The sequence below is a fragment of the Aeromonas sp. MaB10011B genome, assembly GCF_017939325.1.
Lineage (GTDB): Bacteria > Pseudomonadota > Gammaproteobacteria > Enterobacterales > Aeromonadaceae > Aeromonas > Aeromonas caviae.
The window spans coordinates 15,270-33,068 of record NZ_JAGKRK010000023.1 but is presented as its reverse complement, the minus strand read 5'-3'; the positions used below and the strand labels follow the sequence as shown (position 1 = coordinate 33,068).

Annotated in this window: 25 protein-coding genes; 18 read left to right on the top strand and 7 right to left on the bottom strand. The window is 58.1% G+C overall.

Annotated features, from left to right (window positions below; genetic code table 11):
• The first annotated feature begins 336 nt into the window (after positions 1-336).
• Complete coding sequence (locus J9893_RS08960; RefSeq protein WP_210600014.1) at positions 337-1,500, top strand: ATP-binding protein; 1,164 nt, start codon at positions 337-339, stop codon at positions 1,498-1,500.
• Positions 1,501-1,505: 5 nt separating this feature from the next.
• On the opposite strand, the gene J9893_RS08955 is transcribed toward J9893_RS08960, so the two are convergent.
• The 5 genes from J9893_RS08955 to J9893_RS08935 all read right to left on the bottom strand — a co-directional run bounded on the left by J9893_RS08955 (position 1,506) and on the right by J9893_RS08935 (position 5,580).
• Complete coding sequence (locus J9893_RS08955) at positions 1,506-2,573, bottom strand: site-specific integrase (RefSeq protein WP_210600013.1); 1,068 nt, start codon at positions 2,571-2,573, stop codon at positions 1,506-1,508.
• Positions 2,574-2,616: 43 nt separating this feature from the next.
• On the bottom strand, positions 2,617-3,387 hold the full coding sequence (locus tag J9893_RS08950) for a hypothetical protein (RefSeq protein ID WP_210600012.1): 771 nt from the start codon (positions 3,385-3,387) through the stop codon (positions 2,617-2,619).
• 1 nt (position 3,388) lies between these two features.
• Positions 3,389-4,597 carry an ATP-binding protein gene (locus tag J9893_RS08945; RefSeq protein ID WP_210621916.1) on the bottom strand — a complete coding sequence of 403 codons (1,209 nt, stop codon included), beginning with the start codon at positions 4,595-4,597 and terminating at the stop codon, positions 3,389-3,391.
• Between the two features lie 125 nt (positions 4,598-4,722).
• Positions 4,723-4,860, bottom strand: a complete 138-nt coding sequence (locus tag J9893_RS08940) for a hypothetical protein (protein WP_210600010.1) — start codon at positions 4,858-4,860, stop codon at positions 4,723-4,725.
• A gap of 36 nt (positions 4,861-4,896) precedes the next feature.
• Entirely contained in the window at positions 4,897-5,580 is a 684-nt protein-coding gene (locus J9893_RS08935; protein ID WP_210600009.1) for a S24 family peptidase, read from the bottom strand.
• 100 nt (positions 5,581-5,680) lie between these two features.
• On the opposite strand from J9893_RS08935, the gene J9893_RS22060 reads away from it, so the two are divergent.
• The 15 genes from J9893_RS22060 to J9893_RS08860 all read left to right on the top strand — a co-directional run bounded on the left by J9893_RS22060 (position 5,681) and on the right by J9893_RS08860 (position 12,465).
• On the top strand, positions 5,681-5,977 hold the full coding sequence (locus tag J9893_RS22060) for a Cro/CI family transcriptional regulator (RefSeq protein WP_210600008.1): 297 nt from the start codon (positions 5,681-5,683) through the stop codon (positions 5,975-5,977).
• A gap of 3 nt (positions 5,978-5,980) precedes the next feature.
• Positions 5,981-6,265, top strand: coding sequence for a hypothetical protein (locus tag J9893_RS08925; protein WP_102949100.1), 285 nt, complete (start codon positions 5,981-5,983; stop codon positions 6,263-6,265).
• A 28-nt stretch (positions 6,266-6,293) separates the two neighbouring features.
• Positions 6,294-6,809, top strand: a complete 516-nt coding sequence (locus J9893_RS08920; RefSeq protein ID WP_210600007.1) for a phage regulatory CII family protein — start codon at positions 6,294-6,296, stop codon at positions 6,807-6,809.
• Entirely contained in the window at positions 6,770-7,120 is a 351-nt protein-coding gene (locus J9893_RS08915) for an ogr/Delta-like zinc finger family protein (protein ID WP_337738532.1), read from the top strand. Before J9893_RS08920 ends, J9893_RS08915 begins: the two co-directional genes overlap by 40 nt.
• Positions 7,121-7,144: 24 nt before the next feature.
• Positions 7,145-7,603 carry a hypothetical protein gene (locus J9893_RS08910; RefSeq protein WP_210600006.1) on the top strand — a complete coding sequence of 153 codons (459 nt, stop codon included), beginning with the start codon at positions 7,145-7,147 and terminating at the stop codon, positions 7,601-7,603.
• Positions 7,604-7,664: 61 nt separating this feature from the next.
• The gene (locus tag J9893_RS08905; RefSeq protein WP_155418834.1) at positions 7,665-7,841 is read left to right on the top strand and encodes a hypothetical protein; all 177 of its coding nucleotides are present in this window, start codon (positions 7,665-7,667) and stop codon (positions 7,839-7,841) included.
• Between the two features lie 2 nt (positions 7,842-7,843).
• Positions 7,844-8,017 (top strand): hypothetical protein, encoded by a 174-nt coding sequence (locus J9893_RS08900; RefSeq protein ID WP_010673004.1) that lies wholly within the window; start codon positions 7,844-7,846, stop codon positions 8,015-8,017.
• Complete coding sequence (locus J9893_RS08895; protein WP_128313137.1) at positions 8,014-8,205, top strand: hypothetical protein; 192 nt, start codon at positions 8,014-8,016, stop codon at positions 8,203-8,205. Before J9893_RS08900 ends, J9893_RS08895 begins: the two co-directional genes overlap by 4 nt.
• Positions 8,202-8,411, top strand: coding sequence for a hypothetical protein (locus J9893_RS08890; RefSeq protein ID WP_039040893.1), 210 nt, complete (start codon positions 8,202-8,204; stop codon positions 8,409-8,411). The genes J9893_RS08895 and J9893_RS08890 overlap by 4 nt, the downstream gene beginning before the upstream one ends.
• Positions 8,408-8,710 (top strand): hypothetical protein, encoded by a 303-nt coding sequence (locus J9893_RS08885; RefSeq protein WP_210600005.1) that lies wholly within the window; start codon positions 8,408-8,410, stop codon positions 8,708-8,710. Before J9893_RS08890 ends, J9893_RS08885 begins: the two co-directional genes overlap by 4 nt.
• On the top strand, positions 8,707-8,964 hold the full coding sequence (locus tag J9893_RS08880; protein WP_210600004.1) for a hypothetical protein: 258 nt from the start codon (positions 8,707-8,709) through the stop codon (positions 8,962-8,964). Before J9893_RS08885 ends, J9893_RS08880 begins: the two co-directional genes overlap by 4 nt.
• A 140-nt stretch (positions 8,965-9,104) precedes the next feature.
• Complete coding sequence (locus J9893_RS08875; protein WP_234888181.1) at positions 9,105-11,294, top strand: replication endonuclease; 2,190 nt, start codon at positions 9,105-9,107, stop codon at positions 11,292-11,294.
• The gene (locus J9893_RS08870) at positions 11,291-11,788 is read left to right on the top strand and encodes a hypothetical protein (protein ID WP_161646721.1); all 498 of its coding nucleotides are present in this window, start codon (positions 11,291-11,293) and stop codon (positions 11,786-11,788) included. The genes J9893_RS08875 and J9893_RS08870 overlap by 4 nt, the downstream gene beginning before the upstream one ends.
• Entirely contained in the window at positions 11,785-12,009 is a 225-nt protein-coding gene (locus J9893_RS08865) for a hypothetical protein (RefSeq protein WP_161646720.1), read from the top strand. Before J9893_RS08870 ends, J9893_RS08865 begins: the two co-directional genes overlap by 4 nt.
• Positions 12,010-12,132: 123 nt before the next feature.
• Positions 12,133-12,465: a hypothetical protein gene (locus J9893_RS08860; RefSeq protein ID WP_161646719.1), complete on the top strand. Its 333-nt coding sequence runs from the start codon at positions 12,133-12,135 to the stop codon at positions 12,463-12,465.
• A gap of 486 nt (positions 12,466-12,951) precedes the next feature.
• Here J9893_RS08860 and J9893_RS08855 read toward each other — a convergent pair whose 3' ends face one another.
• Both J9893_RS08855 and J9893_RS08850 read right to left on the bottom strand, forming a co-directional pair.
• Complete coding sequence (locus J9893_RS08855) at positions 12,952-13,995, bottom strand: phage portal protein (RefSeq protein WP_210600003.1); 1,044 nt, start codon at positions 13,993-13,995, stop codon at positions 12,952-12,954.
• Positions 13,992-15,758, bottom strand: coding sequence for a terminase ATPase subunit family protein (locus J9893_RS08850; RefSeq protein WP_210600002.1), 1,767 nt, complete (start codon positions 15,756-15,758; stop codon positions 13,992-13,994). Before J9893_RS08850 ends, J9893_RS08855 begins: the two co-directional genes overlap by 4 nt.
• Before the next feature lie 147 nt (positions 15,759-15,905).
• Here J9893_RS08850 and J9893_RS08845 point away from each other — a divergent pair, with 147 nt between their 5' ends.
• The gene (locus tag J9893_RS08845) at positions 15,906-16,727 is read left to right on the top strand and encodes a GPO family capsid scaffolding protein (RefSeq protein WP_210600001.1); all 822 of its coding nucleotides are present in this window, start codon (positions 15,906-15,908) and stop codon (positions 16,725-16,727) included.
• Between the two features lie 12 nt (positions 16,728-16,739).
• A complete protein-coding gene (locus tag J9893_RS08840; RefSeq protein WP_210600000.1) occupies positions 16,740-17,792 on the top strand; it encodes a phage major capsid protein, P2 family in 1,053 nt (350 codons plus the stop codon).
• Positions 17,793-17,799 lie beyond the last annotated feature (7 nt).

Below are 17,799 nucleotides of genomic sequence, written 5' to 3'. Positions count from 1 at the left end.
ACGGCGGATTTTGAAACCATCGCAAGCCGCTGTGAATCAATGGGTTGCCGTGTTTTCGCGGGTTTGCTTGTGGATGGATGGGGGTTATTGGGTGTCACTGGTGAGCGCTGCCGCCACTTTGCCGCCATTTTCCAGCTCGATTCGCCCCCTACCAAGAACCCTTGGCTATCTTGCACCAAACCAATACTCCCACGTCAGTGGGCGTAGAAAAATATAGGAAGGCATAGAAAAATATAGGAGAGCATAGGGAAATATAGGTATGTATAGGAAAAAATAGTAGTCATTACTATACTTACCTAGCTTTGGATATAGAACGGTATAGTGGAGGACTCGAACATGGACCCATATAATAACCCTTTTGCCCCAGGCGCAGGTAGCAGACCTCCTGAACTTGCGGGACGTGATGCCATCCTCACAGACGCAAGAATCTCCTGTGGCCGCGCGATTAAAGGGCGGAGCTCAAGGTCCTTCATGCTCCTAGGGTTGAGAGGAACAGGAAAGACCGTTCTTCTAAATGAGATAGGGAGAATCGCACAGGAGGAGGGCCTGCTCGTCTCAAAGGTAGAAGCACCGGAAGGCGAGAGTCTCGCCCGCCTCCTGTATCCTGAGATGCGTAAGGTGATCCGATCACTCTCGGGCATAGAGGCTGCGAAACAAATTGCCAACCGTGGGTTAAAAGGTCTGCGTAGTTTTGCCTCAATCTTCAAAATTGACATTGCAGGTGTTGAGGTAGGAGTTGAGCCCGAGCCAGGGTTCGCTGATAGCGGTGACCTTCAGTACGATCTTCCAGACCTATTCAGTGCCATTGGCAATGCAGCACAAGCTGCAGGAAAAGGCTGGGTCTTGCTGATTGATGAAGTGCAGTATCTTTCTGCACAGGACCTGTCAGCACTCATCGTGGCCATCCACCGGATGTCTCAAGATACTCTGCCGGTGATACTGGTCGGTGCAGGGCTTCCCCAGGTTGCTCGTCTGGCAGGCGAAGCGAAGTCTTATGCGGAGCGACTTTTTCAATACCCCAGGGTTGATGCGCTAGACAACACATCGGCTGCCCAAGCCGTAGAAAAACCGATCAATGATGAAGGTGCCAAAATCTCGCCAACAGCACTTGATGCCATTGTCGAACGAACCCAAGGCTACCCTTTCTTCCTTCAAGAATGGGCATCGGTTGCTTGGAACCACGCCGAAGGGCCGGAAATCACCGTAGATGATGTAAACCATTCGTATGCTGAAACGTTAGCGACACTCGACGAAGGTTTTTTCAGAGTACGCATTGATCGATTAACCAAAGCAGAGACTTTGTTTGTTAAAACAATGTCAGGTATGGGCGATGGTCCCTATGCCATGGCCGACATTGCAAAAGAGATGGGGCGCTCTGCATCATCACTTGGCCCCACACGGGGAAGCATCATCAGCAAGGGGATGATCTACAGCACCGATCATGGTTACCTGAATTTTACCGTCCCGCTCTTCGCCGAATATATGAGACGGCAAGGTTGAACCGATTAAGAAACAATGGGTTGCTGCAAAGGATTGGCGGTCACCGCGTCAACTTTTCCGCCATTTTTCATCGCGGTGATCGGGTTGAGTTTGACCGCATCTTCGAGGTGGTCCGGGGCGAAGTGGGCATAGCGCATGGTCATCTTGATGTCGGTGTGGCCGAGGATGCGCTGCAGCACCAGGATGTTGCCGCCGCCCATCATGAAGTGGCTGGCGAAGGTGTGGCGCAGCACATGGGTGCGCTGGCCGGCCGGCAGGGTGATCTCCGCGCGGCGCAGCGCCTTCTCGAACTCGGCGTAGCAGTCACCGAACAGGCGGCCGGTGCGCTTGGGCAGCAGGGCCAACAGCCAGCCGGCTACTGGCACGGTGCGGTTCTTCTTACCCTTGGTGCGGGTGAAAGTCAGCCGGCCGATGCCGACCTGTGAACGGGTCAGCTTTTCAATCTCGGACCAACGCGCACCGGTCGAAAGGCACAGCATTACGATCAGCCATAAGTCGTTCAGCCCCGCGCATGCTGCCAACAACTGCTCGATTTCATCCTGATTGAGGAACGCCAACTCGGATTCTTGCACCTTGTACTGGCGCAGCACCTCCAGCGGGTTGCCGTGGATCCACTCACCCAGGCGGCCGAGCTCATTGAACACCGCCTGCAGGTAGAGCAGTTCGCGGTTGATGGTCGTCGGGGAGACCTGCTTGCGCTGACCGGGCACATAAAGTTCACCCGCCAGTCTCCGCTCGCGGTAAGCCGCAAACTGCTGGGCGGTGAACTCGGTGGCCAGGGGGTTGCCCAGCGCCTCCGCCAACCAGATCAGCTTATCGCGGCGCCGGTCGCCATCAGTCAGAGTCTGGCCGTGGCGACCATACCAGAGCGCTACCAGATCACTCAGCCGTCGCTCATCCACATTACCCGCCGCAGGCTGTTGCCAGGGCTGGGCCAGCATGTGTTTTTCCCACGCCAACGCCTCGCCTTTGGTGGCGAAACGCTTGCGCTTGCGGGGGCCATCGCGACCTTGGGGATAGACTTCGACCAGCCAGAGCTTGGGCTTGCCATCGTCGAGTTTGCGGACGGTCATTGCAATGCAAGCCTATTGCTAAACAGGTGATGAGAAAATGACATCACGAGGCAAGATATACGCAAAAGTTATCAAACTCCTTACACTTTGCCCTAACGTCATCCATTCGCTCAGCTATTTTAACTCCGTATTTAATATAATTTTTTTTGTTTTTAATTAAAACTGATTTATTTTTTTCGGCATCATGTTCACTTGCATACCCTTTCTGAATCAAATACAACTCTGGTTCACAAATGTCTTCATAGTTAAATGGCTTGATTAAAAAATTAAAAATAGCATCATTCTGATCATGTAAGGCTAATAACCAAGTTTCAGTTGCATATGAAGGTAGCAACAAATATATTTCCTTTGGGATGTCACCATCTAATCCGAGCCACTGTTTAATTGCATGAACGCAATGAACTCTACCACCAGGAGTTCCGAACTTATGAGTTCTATTTTTCACTTCAAGTAAATGAGCAATGTCAGTATCGAGCTGAATTATAATGCCTTTAGCATTTGGGTTAAGCGCAAGTAAGGCTCTCCAATTCTTTTTATTTTTCTGGCCACCTAACGCCTGTAGCTTTTGGGCGAAGACATTATTGATTGATGGATTGATTGGCGGGGCCTTATCACCATATTCATGACACCATCGCATAACGCCATTCCATCCGTGCCGAGGATATATGCCAGATGCATTCTGGATTGGACTTCCCTCTATAAGCTTGATGTTTCTGTTAAGGCGAGTAGACATTTTCTTTACAACTTCATTTATTACATAGATATCTGTCGGCCCCTCACAGACAAGAATATACTCATCATGATTATCAAGCATATTATATCCTTGTAGGGATTCCGCCCAAGGCACCAGAGAGCCAAATATCAGATAGACTCATCCCACCGAAATCACTATCCCACTGTTCTCTAGTCATGCCATCTGGTGGCAAAATGGGCTTGGTGACGGTTTGTCCATCAGGCAATCGTTCAACCACAAATAGCTTATGCTTTGGGTTGAATATATCGATACAATCGAGTGTCGTTGGATGGTGAGTTGTGATAAACAGCTGCTTTTCTGCATGATTATCAAGAATTTGAATTATTTGCCCCATCATGCTGGCAATTAATCCGGGATTTAAAGCGCTATCTATATTGTCGATCGCAAAAATATTAGGCGACTTAGGATGAAGGAGCAAAACAAGCATAAACAAAACATACAACGCCCCTTCGCTTACATCATAAGCATAGAGATTGTTAAATTTCGTATTCATATACTTGTCTGTATATTTAACCCCTATTTTTTGCGAACTAAGATAGTCATTCCCTAACAGTTTTGCATCTAAGTTTGCAGTCGGACCAAAACTGCTGAACCATTCGAACATATTGAAAAACCGCCGAACATCCTCACGACTAACCGCGGTTTTGTTAACTTCAGAAAACAATTCATTCAACGCTTCAGCAAGTCGCCCACCATAAAGGCCGAGTGGGTTTTTTTTGCTGTTATCCTCTGATGTACCTCTGAGAATAGGTGTTGATGGTGAGTAAATTGCAAATCCAGCTAAATCCGCCAAATCTCTATATTTGTCAGTATCTGTAAGTGCAATTAAATATGGAACAATGCTTTTGTCTTTAGACACATTTAGTGTCATACCTCTTACATCGACACCATTATTTCCTCGCCCGGCAATTTTCTTTCCAAATTGGTCTGTGATTTTTTCGGCCAAGTATGAAAATTGTGAACTAGAATTAATACTTGTCTGGTATGAGTATGTTTCCATTTCAACTGAAATAGAAAAGGCTGGTTTTCTTTCTTTGTGCTTAAATGAACTTCTAAATATATCAGGGGCTGATAGACGCGAGCCTCTCTGATAAAGGCGTGGATAATCAATCCCCCCATCCACTGAAGCAGATGCAACCGCTATAGCTTCCAGTATGTTGCTCTTCCCCGCGCCATTCGTACCGATAAAAACGTTTAGTTGCCCTAAATCCATCTCATTATTCCAGACAGATTTGAAATGCTTAACTGAAACCTTTTTTATTCTGGCCACGCTTAAGTCACCTTTTTCATATTTAACGACTGACAAACACCTAGCCGTTGACTAGGAGCTTGCACAAAAGAGCACTTATGCGCCTTACCACCGCATTCTAACACTCCGTGTTCACCATCACATTGTTAAGCTCGCTGCTGGCCTGGGTAATAACTAAGCTCATCTTCATCATCTTCTGGGCCAAACACATCTTCAACAGCCAACCTCATCCCTAAAACTTTCTTCGTAGAGAGATACAACCCAACTTTTGGTAAATCTTTCATGTGTTTCACCTCAAAGCAAGGGGAGCATCAAAGCCCTTATCTTTTCCTGAAAATTCGATGCTCAACCATCACTCCGATGATCTCGATATGCTGCCGGTCGGAGTGCATGGTGGGGTAATCATCATTGAGCGGTACCAGCTCAAACACTTCTTGTCCGTTCTCATCGATGCCACGCGGCCGATACTTCTTGAAGGTGGCCTCTTCGCTGCCGTTCTTGGCGACCACGAAATCCCCCGGGCGGGGTTGTTCGTCAGGGTCCACGATCACCAGGTCCCCCTCATTGAACTGCGGGGTCATCGAGTTGCCACGCAGCCACAGGCCAAAGCCACGGGGGCCAATGTCCACACTGGCCGTCACATACTCGACGTTGCCATCAAAGCCCGTCGCCTGTTCACAGATCTCCCGCCAGTTGCCGGCCTGCACATAGCTGAGGATCGGCACGCGGCCGCCCTGCGGGATGACCGCCGGTTCGACGTTGCGGTAACCCGGGAACGGGGGCTCCGAGACGCCCATGGTGCCTTCTTCTTTCCCCGTCAGCAGCCAATCGACAGACACGCCAAGCGCGGCCGCTAAGTCGTTGAGATAGCGGCCTTTTGGCTGGTTCTGCCCTGACTCCCACTTACCGACCGAAACATCAGCGACGCCGACGGCTTTGGCTAGAGCGGTTTTGGAGAGGCCAAGGGCTGACCTTCTACTGAAAATACGATCTGAGATGTGCATGAAGCTAGCTTAACCTCGGCATGCCGATCTTAAGCTTGCTTGTGATTCGAGCATAAGATAGGATTCACTCAATTCGAACTTAAGATCGGGATTGGGGAGTATGAAAAAAGCAGATGCAATCAACTTCTTCGGCTCAGCGGCTGAGCTGGCGCGGAAGCTGAACATTTCAGAGGCGGCAGTTTCCCAATGGGGCGACACCATCCCCCAGGGCCGCGCCTACCAGATCGAGGTGTTGACTGGCGGCGAGCTGAAAGCCGACCCCGCTCCCACCTCTGGCCAGCAGCGCCCCTATCAGCGCGTCGCGCCGGGTACCCCGCTGGCCGACACCCCCAGCGTCCAGCGGGCGACGGACACCGCCCAGACCGATGCCCCCCCAGCACAACCAGGGAAGGCGTAACCCATGCCACCTCGTCATATCAATCCCGCGGCCAGAGCGACCCAGGCCCCCGCCGTCAGCGCGATCAATCTGGTGATCTCGGCAGACCTCCCACCGCTGATGCCCATCGCCAAGTTTGCCGAGTGGGTCGGTGTGTCTGTCGATACCGCCCGCCACTGGGTCAAAACCGGCCGGCTCGATGTCATGGAAAAAACGCGCGCCAATGAGCTGGTGATGGTCAAGGTGCATGTGTTTATCGCCAAGCAGATGGCGGGACACTCGTCGTCCCTGTTCACACTCGCCAGCTAACCATAGCGACCTTTGGAGGGAAATCAGAGTGTCAAACCAGTCCCGCTTTTCACACAACCACTTTTCGGCGGCCTGCGATGCCTTCAAGGGGGCGCACAACCTCAGCGAGCTGGAGCGCGAGTTCGGCCTGCCAAAAGGGACGCTGCACAACAAGTTCAACCCGGCCAGCGAGAAGCACAAGCTTTCCGCCCTCGATCTTATCGGCCTCTACCAGGCGACCGGGGACGACACCCTGTTTGATGGCCTGCTGTTTGACTGCGGCCTGACCGCCGTTCGTCTGCCGGGGGCGGCCCAGGTTGCGCCAGAGGCCCGCGCCCAACAGGCGCTCAACGCGGGCGCCCAGATCATGGGCGTCACCGCCCAGGCGACCACCATCCTCGCCGGTGACCGCGTCACCAAGTCACACCGAAACACCGTCGTCGGCGGCTTGTGGGCAGGCATAGAGCACCTGGTGCTGCTGGCCACCGAGGTCGAAGACAGATTTCACGCCATCCCCAGCTTGGCATGCGCTGCGGATATGGCCCGCGCCGCCATCGGCGCCTAGGAGACCAGACCATGAGATTTATTTGCCCCCACTGCAAAAGCCGTATGACCAGCCGCACGACTCGCCAAATGAGCCTGCTGTCCGTCGAGTCATATCAGCGATGCACGAATTTTGAGTGCGGCTTCCGCTGCAAAGTTTTGGCCGAAATTGTGGCAGAGCTGAAACCGGCAGAACTGAGAAACCCCGCCGTGGTGCTGCCGGTCGTGCATACCGCCCAGCCCATCCCAACCCACCCCCGCCCGTTCCCCGCCATTGAGGCGCTCAAGCAGGCCGGGGTCGCAGAAACCGCTGCAGAACAGGAAGGGGCCTAGGCCCCATACCGCAAGGAGAACCCCATGCAAACGCAACGCATCGACCATGAACAACGCAATTTGGCCGGCCTGACGCCGTTGGAGCAGGTGGCCATGAACACCGCCGGCTGCCAGATCCTGCGGGAGTTGTTCGGCAAGACCGGTTCCAGCTTGAACACCGACTGGCTGGCCCTGAGTCAGGCCAAAAAGGCGGCCGTCTGCACTATCGCCCGCCAGCCACGGGGCGAGCTGATGACCGCCACCTTGTCAGCCCTGCCCCACGCGCAGCGCGAGGCGATCCGGCTCGCGGTGATCGCGCTGGAGTACCAGGGGGAGTTTCGCGGCGGCTGTGACACCAAGGTGTGGCACCCGGCGCCTGTCACCCGCGCCATCGGGGATATCGAGAGAGAGAAGAGGGAGAGAGCCGCCCAGCTGCGGATGAAACGGGCCGTGCTGGCGGCCAACCAGATGACACAAAGCGGCCCGCGAGCCATCGGGCAATAAAAAACCCGCTATCGGTGCGCCAACACCAGCGGGCTTTCCATCGTCAACAAGGAATATCGACATGCCAACTTTAGCCATTCTCGACACCGTGCGCAACCTGCGCCTGCAAAACCGCAAGCTGGCCCGCATGGGTCAGCGCTACACCGCCAGCCCTGACCTGATCCATGCAGTAGAACGCCCGGCCGCCATGGCCTGGCGCGCGGTCTGGTCATGCGTCAACAGCCGTGGGGGGATCTGATCATGGCCGCCGTTATCACGCGTCACACCGAACCGACTATCAAGGCCGCCAGCGCCTACCTGGTCCGCCGCGGTTACATCAACTGCGGCACCACCTGGCTGCGCGGCCAGAACGGGTACGCCCGCATGGAGCGCCTGACCTCTGGCGCCATTCGCATCATCGAGGGGGTGGCATGAGCACGCTGTTCCACCCCATCACCCGGCAGGCTGCCCTGGCCGATCTGGCCGATCTGCCGCACCGCATCAGGGCGACGACCTACACCACCAAACGCGGCCCAGAGGGCCGCACTCTGCGCGAGCAGGCCCGCCTGCAACTGCGCTGGCACCAGCTATTCCACACCATGAGCCGGAGGGCCCAAGCATGAGCATCGACGCCATTCATATCGCCAAGCGGGCAGAACGTGCCGTGCTGCCGCTGCTGACCGAACTGCTGGCCACCGGCGAGCAGGAAAACCGCATCGCTCTGGGCGAGCTGTATTCCGGGGATGAGTACATCCAGGTGCAACTGGTCGTGACCAGCCGCCCCGCGGATCTGCTCGATGACGACTCCGTGATGGGGGATGAGGCATGACAGACCTGTTTGAACTGGAGGCCCCGCAGGATGACCAAGGCGCCACAGAGGCGGGCCCCGCCCATATGCAGCCACCGGCGCCGGTCAGCCAGCTGACCAAGCACTGGAAAGCAGCCATCGCCGAGTTTGATGTTGCCAGGGAATGCCCTCGCTCTATCCGTGCACTGATGGCCCTGGGCGCCATCCGCGCCGTGTACTGGCTGGCGCTGGGTGGTGGTGAGGTGGCGCTGGCCAGAGAGATCGCCGAGTGGTGGGCAGACTGCGAACCGCTCCACGGACTGGGGGAGACCATCAAATGAGCCACCGCCTGATCACCGACCTGCAAACCCGTGTGGATAGATGGTTCGACACCATGATGGGCGACGAGGCCCGCCTGCGCAGCTACCAGCGCGACCTGCTGGCCATGCGCCAGCTATCCCCTCGCCCCCGCTGCACGGTCTCCCTCACCCTGCGCCAGTGTGTCGCAGCCAGAAAAATGGCGAGGCATGCCCGCCATGCGCTGACCTCCTGCCGGAACAACATCAAAGAGCTGTCGGGTAACCATCACCAATGAACCACCAGAACGACAAAGGGCCAGCCGCCGAGGCTGGCCAACTTGGTTTTGCCATCCAACGCCTGCCATCTGCTGTAAAAGGGCAGCTGCCGCTGTCAAAGAAGGCCATCAGGTCGCGCATTGAATCGCTCTCCAACTCCATGCCAGGTATCAACCTGGCTGATTCGTTTATCGGTTCGGTCGGTGAGTACGATCTGGTCTGGGCCGTGCAGCTGCTCGACGGCTTCTCCATGCCACTGACCCAGACCCTGTTCAAGCAGTACATGCGCCGCCGCAAGGGTGGCACCGCCAGAAAAGCCCGCGATGCTAACGTCTGGCTGCGTGAGCGGGTCGGGTGGATTCGCTCTCTCGTACAGGCGATCCCGGTCGATGCCCAGCAGCTGCGCGATGATGACGGCCGCAAGCGGGTCGCCAACCAGTTCGCCAATCAGACTGCCGCCATTTGGAAGAACATTGAGCAGAACAGCGTCGCCGGTGAACTGGATCTGATGGAGACATGGGAAGCCATCAAGCAGCCTGCCGACCAGTGGGGATTCATCGGCAAGATACCGAAATTCCAAACCAAAGAGGCGCGGGATAACTGGATCTTGAGCGTGATGGTGCGCCTGCTCTCTGCCAAGTGGTGGGAGAAGCGGGTGAACCGCTGCTGGGATCGGCTGCAAGAGCACATCGCCATCCTGCTGGGCAAGGTGCGCAAGGGCGTATCTGCCTACGTCTCGAACGCCACCATGAAAGTGGTACGCGAGCGCAAGCGGGCCATGATGCGCTGGCTGGCCGAGTCGGAAGTGATGAACGGACAGCACGATCTGGTGATCTCGATGAAGGATTGCTGGGAGGCCAGCATCTCCAACCCGGTCAATCGCCGTAACGAGATGATGACCCGCATGCGTGGCTTTGAAGACTACGCCGAGCAGCAGGGCCATGTTGGCGTGTTCTTCACCTGGACAGCCCCGAGCAAATTTCACGCCTGGAAGACCGGCCGCAACGGCAAGACTGTTGATAACAAAAATTATGAAGGGGCTACCCCGCGTGAGACCTGCTCATACCTTGCCAAGCTGTGGAGCCTGACCCGCGCCGCACTAAAGCGAAACGGAACACCCGTTTATGGTTTTCGGGTCTGCGAGCCGCACCATGACGGCACCCCGCACTGGCACATGCTGCTGTTTATGCGCCCAAGCGATCGCAACAAGGTGATCAGCACCTTGCAGCACTACGCACTGACCGACGACAAGAGCGAGCTGGTGCGGGTACCCATGGCCGCCCCAACCTTTACCGATATCACGCCACGGTTTGACTGGAAGATGATCGACCCGACCAAGGGTGATGCAACCGGCTATCTCGCCAAATACATCGCAAAAAATATCGACGGCGCTTATGTCGGTGACGACGAAGAAGCAAACACCCCTGCCGACCAAGGAGCGCTGCATGCCTGCGCGTGGGCCAGTTGGTGGGGGATCCGCACCTTCCAGCAGATCGGAGGCGCCCCGGTCGGGGTCTGGCGAGAGCTGCGCCGCATCAGCAACGCCAAGAAGAATGGCGATCTGGTGGGACCACCCAAGCCGGTGTTGCAAGACCCGCGCTTTGAGGCCGCCCGCTATGCCGCCGATAACGCCATCTTTCGTTGCTACCTCGAAGCCATGGGTGGCGCACTGGCGACCCGCTCCGAGCACCCAATCAAGCTGGCCCACCTCATCGAGGAGCAGGCCAACAGCTACGGAGAAGACATCAAGCGCCTGATGGGATTACACACCGCGCGCTTGGGTATCAAGACCCGCCTGCAAGGGTGGGAAGTGGTACCAGCAGGCACCTTTGAGGCCACCAAGGCCGCTAGAGTTTCGGCTGGGGGTGTTGGGGTTAAGACGGGCGACAGCCCGGCACCTTGGAGCTCTGACAATAACTGTACGCAGCCGGATCCTGAGGCGTTCGCGGATCAGTTGATGGCAGAGCAATGGGGTTTATCTCCCTTCTCTATCAGCCGTTTGCGAGAAGGCGCCAGCGTCAGCGTGGACGGTTTCTCCCTCTGGCTGGAGAACGGCCAGGTGCAGTCGAGCCGGGCGCTCCCGAGCGAGTCGGATTGGCAACCAGAAGGCCAGAAGCCAGACGAACAGGGCCAGCCGGATGAGTACGCGGTACCGGAAGGCGATCAGGACTGGCCGACGCTGGTTGAGCTGTGCGGCAAGGTATACCAGGCGCAGGGCCACGCCGGGGCGCACCGCTGGATAGAGATGCTGCCGGAGCCCTACCAGTCAGAGATGTGGCGGGTACTGGAGGGGCTGGATGCGCCGGAGTGGATGCAGGAACAGGACGACTACAGCGAGGAGTGGGCATGAACAGCAATCAGACCGTCAGCCGCGAAGAGTACCGCCGCCTGGATAACCGGGTGACCTGCATTCTCCAGCAGCGCTGGCCAGCCAACGAGATCAGCCAGTGGGTGGGGATGCTCAAGGGCAAACAGCAGGCCGTGGCGTGCGCCATCCTGCGCCGTCGCCATCCCCGACCCGCGCAGCTGGCCCTGCCGGCCATCGCCACCGAGGTGCAGAATCCATATCAGGCCAAGGCCAGTCGCCCCACCGTGCCGGTGCTGACAGCAGATGGCCGCTCTGTTGGCCGCCGCCATATCGTGGACGGGCTCACCCCCGTGGCCATCGACCAGAGCGGCACCATCCGGTGCGCCGTCACCGGCCGCACCCTCTTTATCGCACCGGGCAGCGCCATCGACCGCGCCAACCCGGGCGCCGCCGCACAGCTCAACCCAACATACCGGCCGGCACTGCACCAGGTAGTTGCTGACCACCGTCAAATCGAGACAGGAGCTCAATCATGAGAGACCCCCGAAAACATCCGGTACCGGGTGATGTGATCACCCGCTTCGGTAGTACCAGGGAAGTGACCGCCATCAAGCGCAACGACCGCGGCACGGTGACCCATGTTCTATACGAACACCCTAGTCAGACGCATCTCGAACAGGCGAAGGAGGCAACCATCTCCAGCTGGCGGGCGTGGGCCAAGGAGGATGCCATGGTGGTAAGGGAGGGCACGGTATGAGCCAGCAAAATGTAAGAGAGGTACCGATGAGCCTGATCGGGCATGTGAAGCACTCCCGCCTGACTATCAGGGAGGCGGTGCGGAACATACTGGCAGCCAGAAGACAGTCACAAGGGGAAAGATATGAGTGACGCCACCAAGCGCAAACAGGCCCAGCGGGCAAGACGGGCCGCCCTCGGTATCAAGCGGGTGGAGGTGGCGCTCTCAGAACGGGAGCGCCAGCAGCTGGACCACCTGCGCATCGCCCGGGCGGGCAGCGGTGAGCCCTGCTCCGCCGACGAGTACATCAGCACCCTGATCCGGCGAGACTGGGAACGCTGGCTGGAGCAGGAAGCCGAGCTGAACCAGCAGGTCTGCCCGAACTGCGACTGCGCATTGCCAGAAGGATGCGGCGGAACATTCAAGGGAGAGGCGGAGTGCTGGCACACCCAAGGCGACAAGACGATAGCCTTGTAATGTCAGAGATAAGAAATTGTGTCCGGTCACGCCAGAATCGTGACCGGACACATTTATGTCGGGTGCAATATTGTGACCGAGAGGGTCAAGCAATGCTGGCGGGCACAAGATTGAAAGGATCTGGCAGAAAGTGAAGGATCGCAAAAAGGATCCGAAAAGCCGCACGCGGCCAGTGCTGGCGCGGGGAGCCGTTCCCCTTCCCACATCGTTCACATGCATGGTTTTCCACACATAAAGCGGGCAGGCGAGGCGGGGCTTCAACTGCGCGCGCTGGGTGATGGCAGGGGTCGGCAGGCTGCGCCTGCCACTCTGGGGCGATGCTTGAGGATCAGGGAGTGTGTCGGGAGCGGTTAGCGGGTCGATGCCGTGGCGGAGCGCTCAGGCCGCCAGATGAGAGGCAAAACAAAGCCCCCTCGGTGAGGGGGCTTTTATGTGAAACCACGAACACACACAGACTCCAAGTGCTCGATGTAACTGTAGCCTCGCCTATTCGGCCTGCCCTGTCAGATCTGACAGTCGATAGGGATTGAACCGGATTATCTCCTCCCCCGCCCAGTCATTGAGCGCCAGCAGGCTGGCCTTGATGCTGTCGATCTCGTTGATGTCAAACACCTGGGCGGCCTTGGTCACATCGCCAAAGCCGCCGGTGCTGTTGGGCATGACCCCCATCAGCTGGGGCGGCACCCGGTGGCTGGCCAACTGGTCATCCCGGCTCACGTTCTTGATGCTGAGGAAGTCGTCCTTGGCGGCCACCTCGGCCACCGGGATCAGCTTCACCCCGTCCTTGCTGCCGCCCGGGGTGTAGAGCAGCAGGTTACGGAAGTTGCCGGGGCCCTTGCTCTGGCGCAGCGCCTCTTTGAGCTTGGCGATGTCCCCCTCGTTCTGCACTGCGTCGGTGATGTGCATGATAAAGCCCGCATGGCTGCCGTTCTCGTAGTAGCGGCGGCGGAACAGGGTGGCCGACTCGTTGAGCAGGGTGGAGTTGAGCCCGCCGACATAGTCGGGAATGCCGTAGATCTCCTGATTGATGTCAGCCTCCATCACATGGCCCACCCGGCCTGCGGGCAGCGCCTGCTCCTGCCCGGGCTGGGCAATCCACCAATACTGGTTCAGATCCAGCCCGCGCCGGGTGTATTTGGCCCGCAGGTGGTCATAGCGCAGCACCCCGCCGATCCGGTTCTGCACCGCCTGCAGGTAGCCGTTACCGAAGATGAGATAGTCCAGCGCCAGCCCAGTGAAGGCGGCCAGGCTCAGTTTCGGGTGCGGGATGAAGCAGGAGCGCAGGATGTTGCGCTTCACCTGAATGGCGGAGGCGTGATGCACCCCTGCCCGATAGACCCGGGATAACCCATTGAGGGAGAGCGGCGGCTCGTACCAACGGCCGTTGTGCATGGCCTCCAGGTAATCGAACACTTCCCGCTGGCTGAGCACGGGCACCGGCTCGCCAAAGCTGAACGCCTCGATGGCCGGGTCGGGTTGCTGGGTCGCCGTCACCGGCGAGGTATGGCGCGGCTGGCGGCGCTTTCTCATGCGAACATCTCCATCATGCTGGTATTGGTACCGGTGGCACCTGCCAGCGGTTCGTGTAACAGGGCCTGCATCGTAGCCCAAGCAATGTCGGCGTGGCTGGTCTCCTCTGACCGGCTGGCCTCGAAGGTCGGAAGCTTGCCGCCCGCGGTCACGGCGCGGCGGATGCTCATGAACGCCTGGGCCAGGTCGGTCCAACCACTGTCGAACTCCAACCTCCCCTTGTTCATCACATCCTGGGCCTTCATCACCATCTGGATTTTCACGCTCGGGTTGTACTGGATGGGAGTCGCCGCCGGGTAGAACTGCTTCACCAGCTGGTAAACCCCCTCACCGATCCCGGTGGTGTCGATGCCGATGTAGCCCACGTTGTAGCGCTCGCACATGGCCTTGATGGCCCGCGCCTGGGCGTCGAAGTCCATCCCGCTCCAGCGGTGGCGCTCGAGCACCCGGAACTTGCCGCCCGGTACCGCCGGCGGGGCCAGCACGGCGCAGCCCGCGCTATCCCCCTGCCCGCCCTTGGCCGGGTCATAACCGATCCACGCTGGCCGGTTGCCCAGCGGGCGCAGGGCAAAGGGCTTGTAGTCGTCCCACAGCTCCCAACTGTCGACCATGCAGCGCTGCAGGGTGGCAAGCGGGAAGACGCTCGAGGTGTCATCCATGAAGATACACATCAGCAGGTTGAGGTATTCCTCATCGGAGTACTCGCTGCGCAGTTGTGCTAGGTCGAACAGGTCGCAGCCGCCGCGCACCGCATCCTCGACCGTGACGATCTGCCGCCACTGGCCATCGGCGCACAGCTTGCCGCCGGCCAGGTTGGCGTGGTTCAGGTCAATCTCGACCCGGTCGGCCTTGGGCTTGCCCCGGTTGAAGTTGGCGCCGGACCAGAACGCATAGGCAGGATGGGACAGGCTGGAAGGGGTGGAAATGTAGGTCTGGCGCCACTTCTTGTGCATCGCCATGCCGGAGGCCACCTTGCGGAACTCCAGGAAGCCGTGGATCCAGAAATACTCATCCATGTAGATATTGCCATGGTAGCTCTGGGCAGTACGGGCGTTGGTGCCGAGGAAGTAGAGGTGCGCGCCGTTCGGCAGCACCATGGGGTCACCCTTGAGCTCGACCCCTTCATCCTTGGCAAACTGGATGATGTACTGCTTGAACACATGGGCCTGCGCCTTGCTGGCCGAGAGGAAAATCTGGTTGCGCCCGGTGACCAGGGCGTCGATGAATGCCTCGAAGGCAAAGAAGTAGGTCGCCCCAATCTGGCGCGACTTGAGCAAATTGCGGATCCGGTACTGATTGCCGGCCTCGTACCAGGTGCGCTGGTAACCAAACATGGTCGACTCGAATCGCTCGATCAGCCGCGCCTGCTGCTCGGGCTCAACCACATTGCGCTCGGACGCCTTCTTCGGCCCCTTGTTGCGGTTCGCCACCTTCGGGTTGAGGTCGGACTCGTTGCCGCCGTTGCTATACCGGTTGACCCGGGCGACCCGCTCCAGCTGCCTTCCCAGCAGGTCAATCTCCTTGAAGTCGCCGCCGGTTTTCATCTCCTTGGCGATCAGCTGACACATCCGCGCCTCCAGCGCGAAATCGACCCGGTCGATGGGTTTGATGTCATCCCAGCCGTCGCGGGATTTCCATGTGCCGACCGTCCCCTCCGGGGTCGCCAGCAGCTCCGCAATGGCTCGGATCTTGTACCCCTGGAAGTACAGGTGCATCGCCTGCCTACGGGGTTCGATATGGGGGAAGAGTAAGGGTGCTGTCATGGCGCCAGTCTACCCAGCACGCCAAACACAAAGGGCGCGCCCCCGTTGTATACAGCGGTTTTACAACAGCCACAGATTGAAGGATCTGGCGCACAAACCAGACCATGAGCCCGACCAGAAACCCAATTACCAAAGGGATCCCAGCTCATGGCTAAGTCCAAGTTTTTCCGCGTCGCCGTCGAAGGGGGCACGACCGATGGCCGCGCCATCACCCGCGAATGGCTTGAGCAGATGGCCCAGCGCTACAACCAGTCGACCTACGGCGCCCGGGTCAATATGGAGCACATCCGGGGGATTGACCCCAACGGCCTGTTCAAGATGTACGGCGACATCACCGCCGCCAAGACAGAAGAGGTCACCATCGAGGGCGAGAAACGCCTGGCCCTGTTCGTGCAGATTGACCCGACCCCGGAGTTGATCGAACTGAACAAGAAGCGCCAGAAGGTGTACACCTCGGTCGAGATCCACCCCAACCTGAACGAAAAGGGTGCCTACATGATGGGGCTGGCCGTCACCGACAGCCCGGCCAGCCTCGGCACTGAAATGCTGCAGTTCTGTAGCAAGGCCACCGTCAATCCGCTGGCCTACCGCAAATACCATCCGGAATGCCTGTTCACCGAAGCCTTGGAAACTGTCATCGAACTCGAGGATGAAGGTGAAAAAGGCCCTGGTCTGCTGGAACGGGTCACTGCGCTGTTCTCCAGCCACAAGAAGCAATCCACCGCCGATTTCAGCGACGTGCACCAGGCCGTCGAAGCCGTGGCGAAAGAGGTCACCACCCTCGATGCCGACCTGCAGAAGAAGTTCACCGAGCAGGCCCAGACCATCACCGAGCTGACCAGCAAGCAGGATGCCACCGCCAAAGCGCTGGCCGACCTCACCGCCAAGCTGGAACGCCAGGAAGACCTCAGCCACAAGCGCGATCCCGCCACCGGTGGCGATGGCACCACCATTCAAACCGACTGCTAAGGACCATGCCCAATGCGTAACGAAACCCGCCAGAAGTTCAACGAGTTCACCGGCCAGGTGGCCAAACTCAACGCCATCACCAGCGCCATGGTGCAGTTCAACGTGCAGCCCAGCGTCCAGCAGACCCTGGAAACCAAGATGCAGGAGTCGGTGAAGTTCTTGGAAATGATCCAAGTCATCCCGGTACCTGAGATGAAGGGGCAGAAAGTGGGTATCGGTATCGGCAACACCATCGCAGGCCGCACCGATACCAGCAGCAATGTCCGAGAACCTAACGACCCGAGCGCCCTCTATCCGCAAGACTACGAGTGCGCAAAGACCAACTACGACACCAGTCTGGGTTACAACAAGCTGGACATCTGGGCCAAATTCCCCGACTTCCAGACTCGCATTCGCGACGCCATCCTCAAACGCCAAGGGCTGGACCGAATCATGATCGGCTGGCACGGTACCAGCGTGGCGCCGAGCACCAACCGCACCGCCAACCCGCTGCTGCAAGATGTGAACAAGGGCTGGCTGCAACACATCCGTGAGGATGCCCCGGCCAAAGTGATGGATGAAGGGGAAGAAGGTTCCGGCCATATCTACATCTACCAGCCGAAGGGGGAGGACGACGCCAAAGAAGGCGACTACCACAACCTCGACGCCCTGGTGTTCGATGCCGTAAGCGAGTCTATTGCCCCCTGGCATCAGGATGACACCGAACTGGTTGTCATCTGCGGTCGCAAGCTGCTGGCCGACAAATACTTCCCCATCATCAACAACGCCGACAACAACCAGGAAAAGCTGGCCGGCCAGGTGCTGGTCAGCCAGAAACAGATCGGCGGGCTCAAGGCCGTGCGGGTCCCCTTCTTCCCCGAAGACTCCATGCTCATAACTTCGCTGGAAAATCTGTCCATCTACTGGCAGGAAGGCGCCCGCCGCCGTCATATCCAGGAAGAACCGCAGCGTGACCGCATCGTCAACTACGAAAGCTCCAACGATGCCTACGTGGTGGAAGACTACGACTGCGTCGCTCTGATCGAAAACATCGTCATCGGGCCGAAGCCGGCCGCGGGCGGTTAAGGAGGCG

Bases quoted from the DNA above. Each gene is read 5' to 3' on its own strand.
- J9893_RS08925 (WP_102949100.1), top strand. From the start codon at position 5,981: ATGCCACCTCGTCATATCAATCCCGCGGCCAGAGCGACCCAGGCCCCC.
- J9893_RS08895 (WP_128313137.1), top strand. From the start codon at position 8,014: ATGAGCACGCTGTTCCACCCCATCACCCGGCAGGCTGCCCTGGCCGAT.
- J9893_RS08950 (WP_210600012.1), bottom strand. From the start codon at position 3,387: ATGCTTGATAATCATGATGAGTATATTCTTGTCTGTGAGGGGCCGACA.
- J9893_RS08850 (WP_210600002.1), bottom strand. From the start codon at position 15,758: ATGACAGCACCCTTACTCTTCCCCCATATCGAACCCCGTAGGCAGGCG.
- J9893_RS08915 (WP_337738532.1), top strand. From the start codon at position 6,770: ATGCGCTGCGGATATGGCCCGCGCCGCCATCGGCGCCTAGGAGACCAG.
- J9893_RS08855 (WP_210600003.1), bottom strand. From the start codon at position 13,995: ATGAGAAAGCGCCGCCAGCCGCGCCATACCTCGCCGGTGACGGCGACC.
- J9893_RS08840 (WP_210600000.1), top strand. From the start codon at position 16,740: ATGCGTAACGAAACCCGCCAGAAGTTCAACGAGTTCACCGGCCAGGTG.
- J9893_RS08865 (WP_161646720.1), top strand. From the start codon at position 11,785: ATGAGAGACCCCCGAAAACATCCGGTACCGGGTGATGTGATCACCCGC.
- J9893_RS08880 (WP_210600004.1), top strand. From the start codon at position 8,707: ATGAGCCACCGCCTGATCACCGACCTGCAAACCCGTGTGGATAGATGG.
- J9893_RS08885 (WP_210600005.1), top strand. From the start codon at position 8,408: ATGACAGACCTGTTTGAACTGGAGGCCCCGCAGGATGACCAAGGCGCC.
- J9893_RS08900 (WP_010673004.1), top strand. From the start codon at position 7,844: ATGGCCGCCGTTATCACGCGTCACACCGAACCGACTATCAAGGCCGCC.
- J9893_RS08955 (WP_210600013.1), bottom strand. From the start codon at position 2,573: ATGACCGTCCGCAAACTCGACGATGGCAAGCCCAAGCTCTGGCTGGTC.
- J9893_RS08860 (WP_161646719.1), top strand. From the start codon at position 12,133: ATGAGTGACGCCACCAAGCGCAAACAGGCCCAGCGGGCAAGACGGGCC.
- J9893_RS08845 (WP_210600001.1), top strand. From the start codon at position 15,906: ATGGCTAAGTCCAAGTTTTTCCGCGTCGCCGTCGAAGGGGGCACGACC.
- J9893_RS08875 (WP_234888181.1), top strand. From the start codon at position 9,105: ATGCCAGGTATCAACCTGGCTGATTCGTTTATCGGTTCGGTCGGTGAG.
- J9893_RS08960 (WP_210600014.1), top strand. From the start codon at position 337: ATGGACCCATATAATAACCCTTTTGCCCCAGGCGCAGGTAGCAGACCT.
- J9893_RS08890 (WP_039040893.1), top strand. From the start codon at position 8,202: ATGAGCATCGACGCCATTCATATCGCCAAGCGGGCAGAACGTGCCGTG.
- J9893_RS08935 (WP_210600009.1), bottom strand. From the start codon at position 5,580: ATGCACATCTCAGATCGTATTTTCAGTAGAAGGTCAGCCCTTGGCCTC.
- J9893_RS08905 (WP_155418834.1), top strand. From the start codon at position 7,665: ATGCCAACTTTAGCCATTCTCGACACCGTGCGCAACCTGCGCCTGCAA.
- J9893_RS22060 (WP_210600008.1), top strand. From the start codon at position 5,681: ATGAAAAAAGCAGATGCAATCAACTTCTTCGGCTCAGCGGCTGAGCTG.
- J9893_RS08940 (WP_210600010.1), bottom strand. From the start codon at position 4,860: ATGAAAGATTTACCAAAAGTTGGGTTGTATCTCTCTACGAAGAAAGTT.
- J9893_RS08910 (WP_210600006.1), top strand. From the start codon at position 7,145: ATGCAAACGCAACGCATCGACCATGAACAACGCAATTTGGCCGGCCTG.
- J9893_RS08870 (WP_161646721.1), top strand. From the start codon at position 11,291: ATGAACAGCAATCAGACCGTCAGCCGCGAAGAGTACCGCCGCCTGGAT.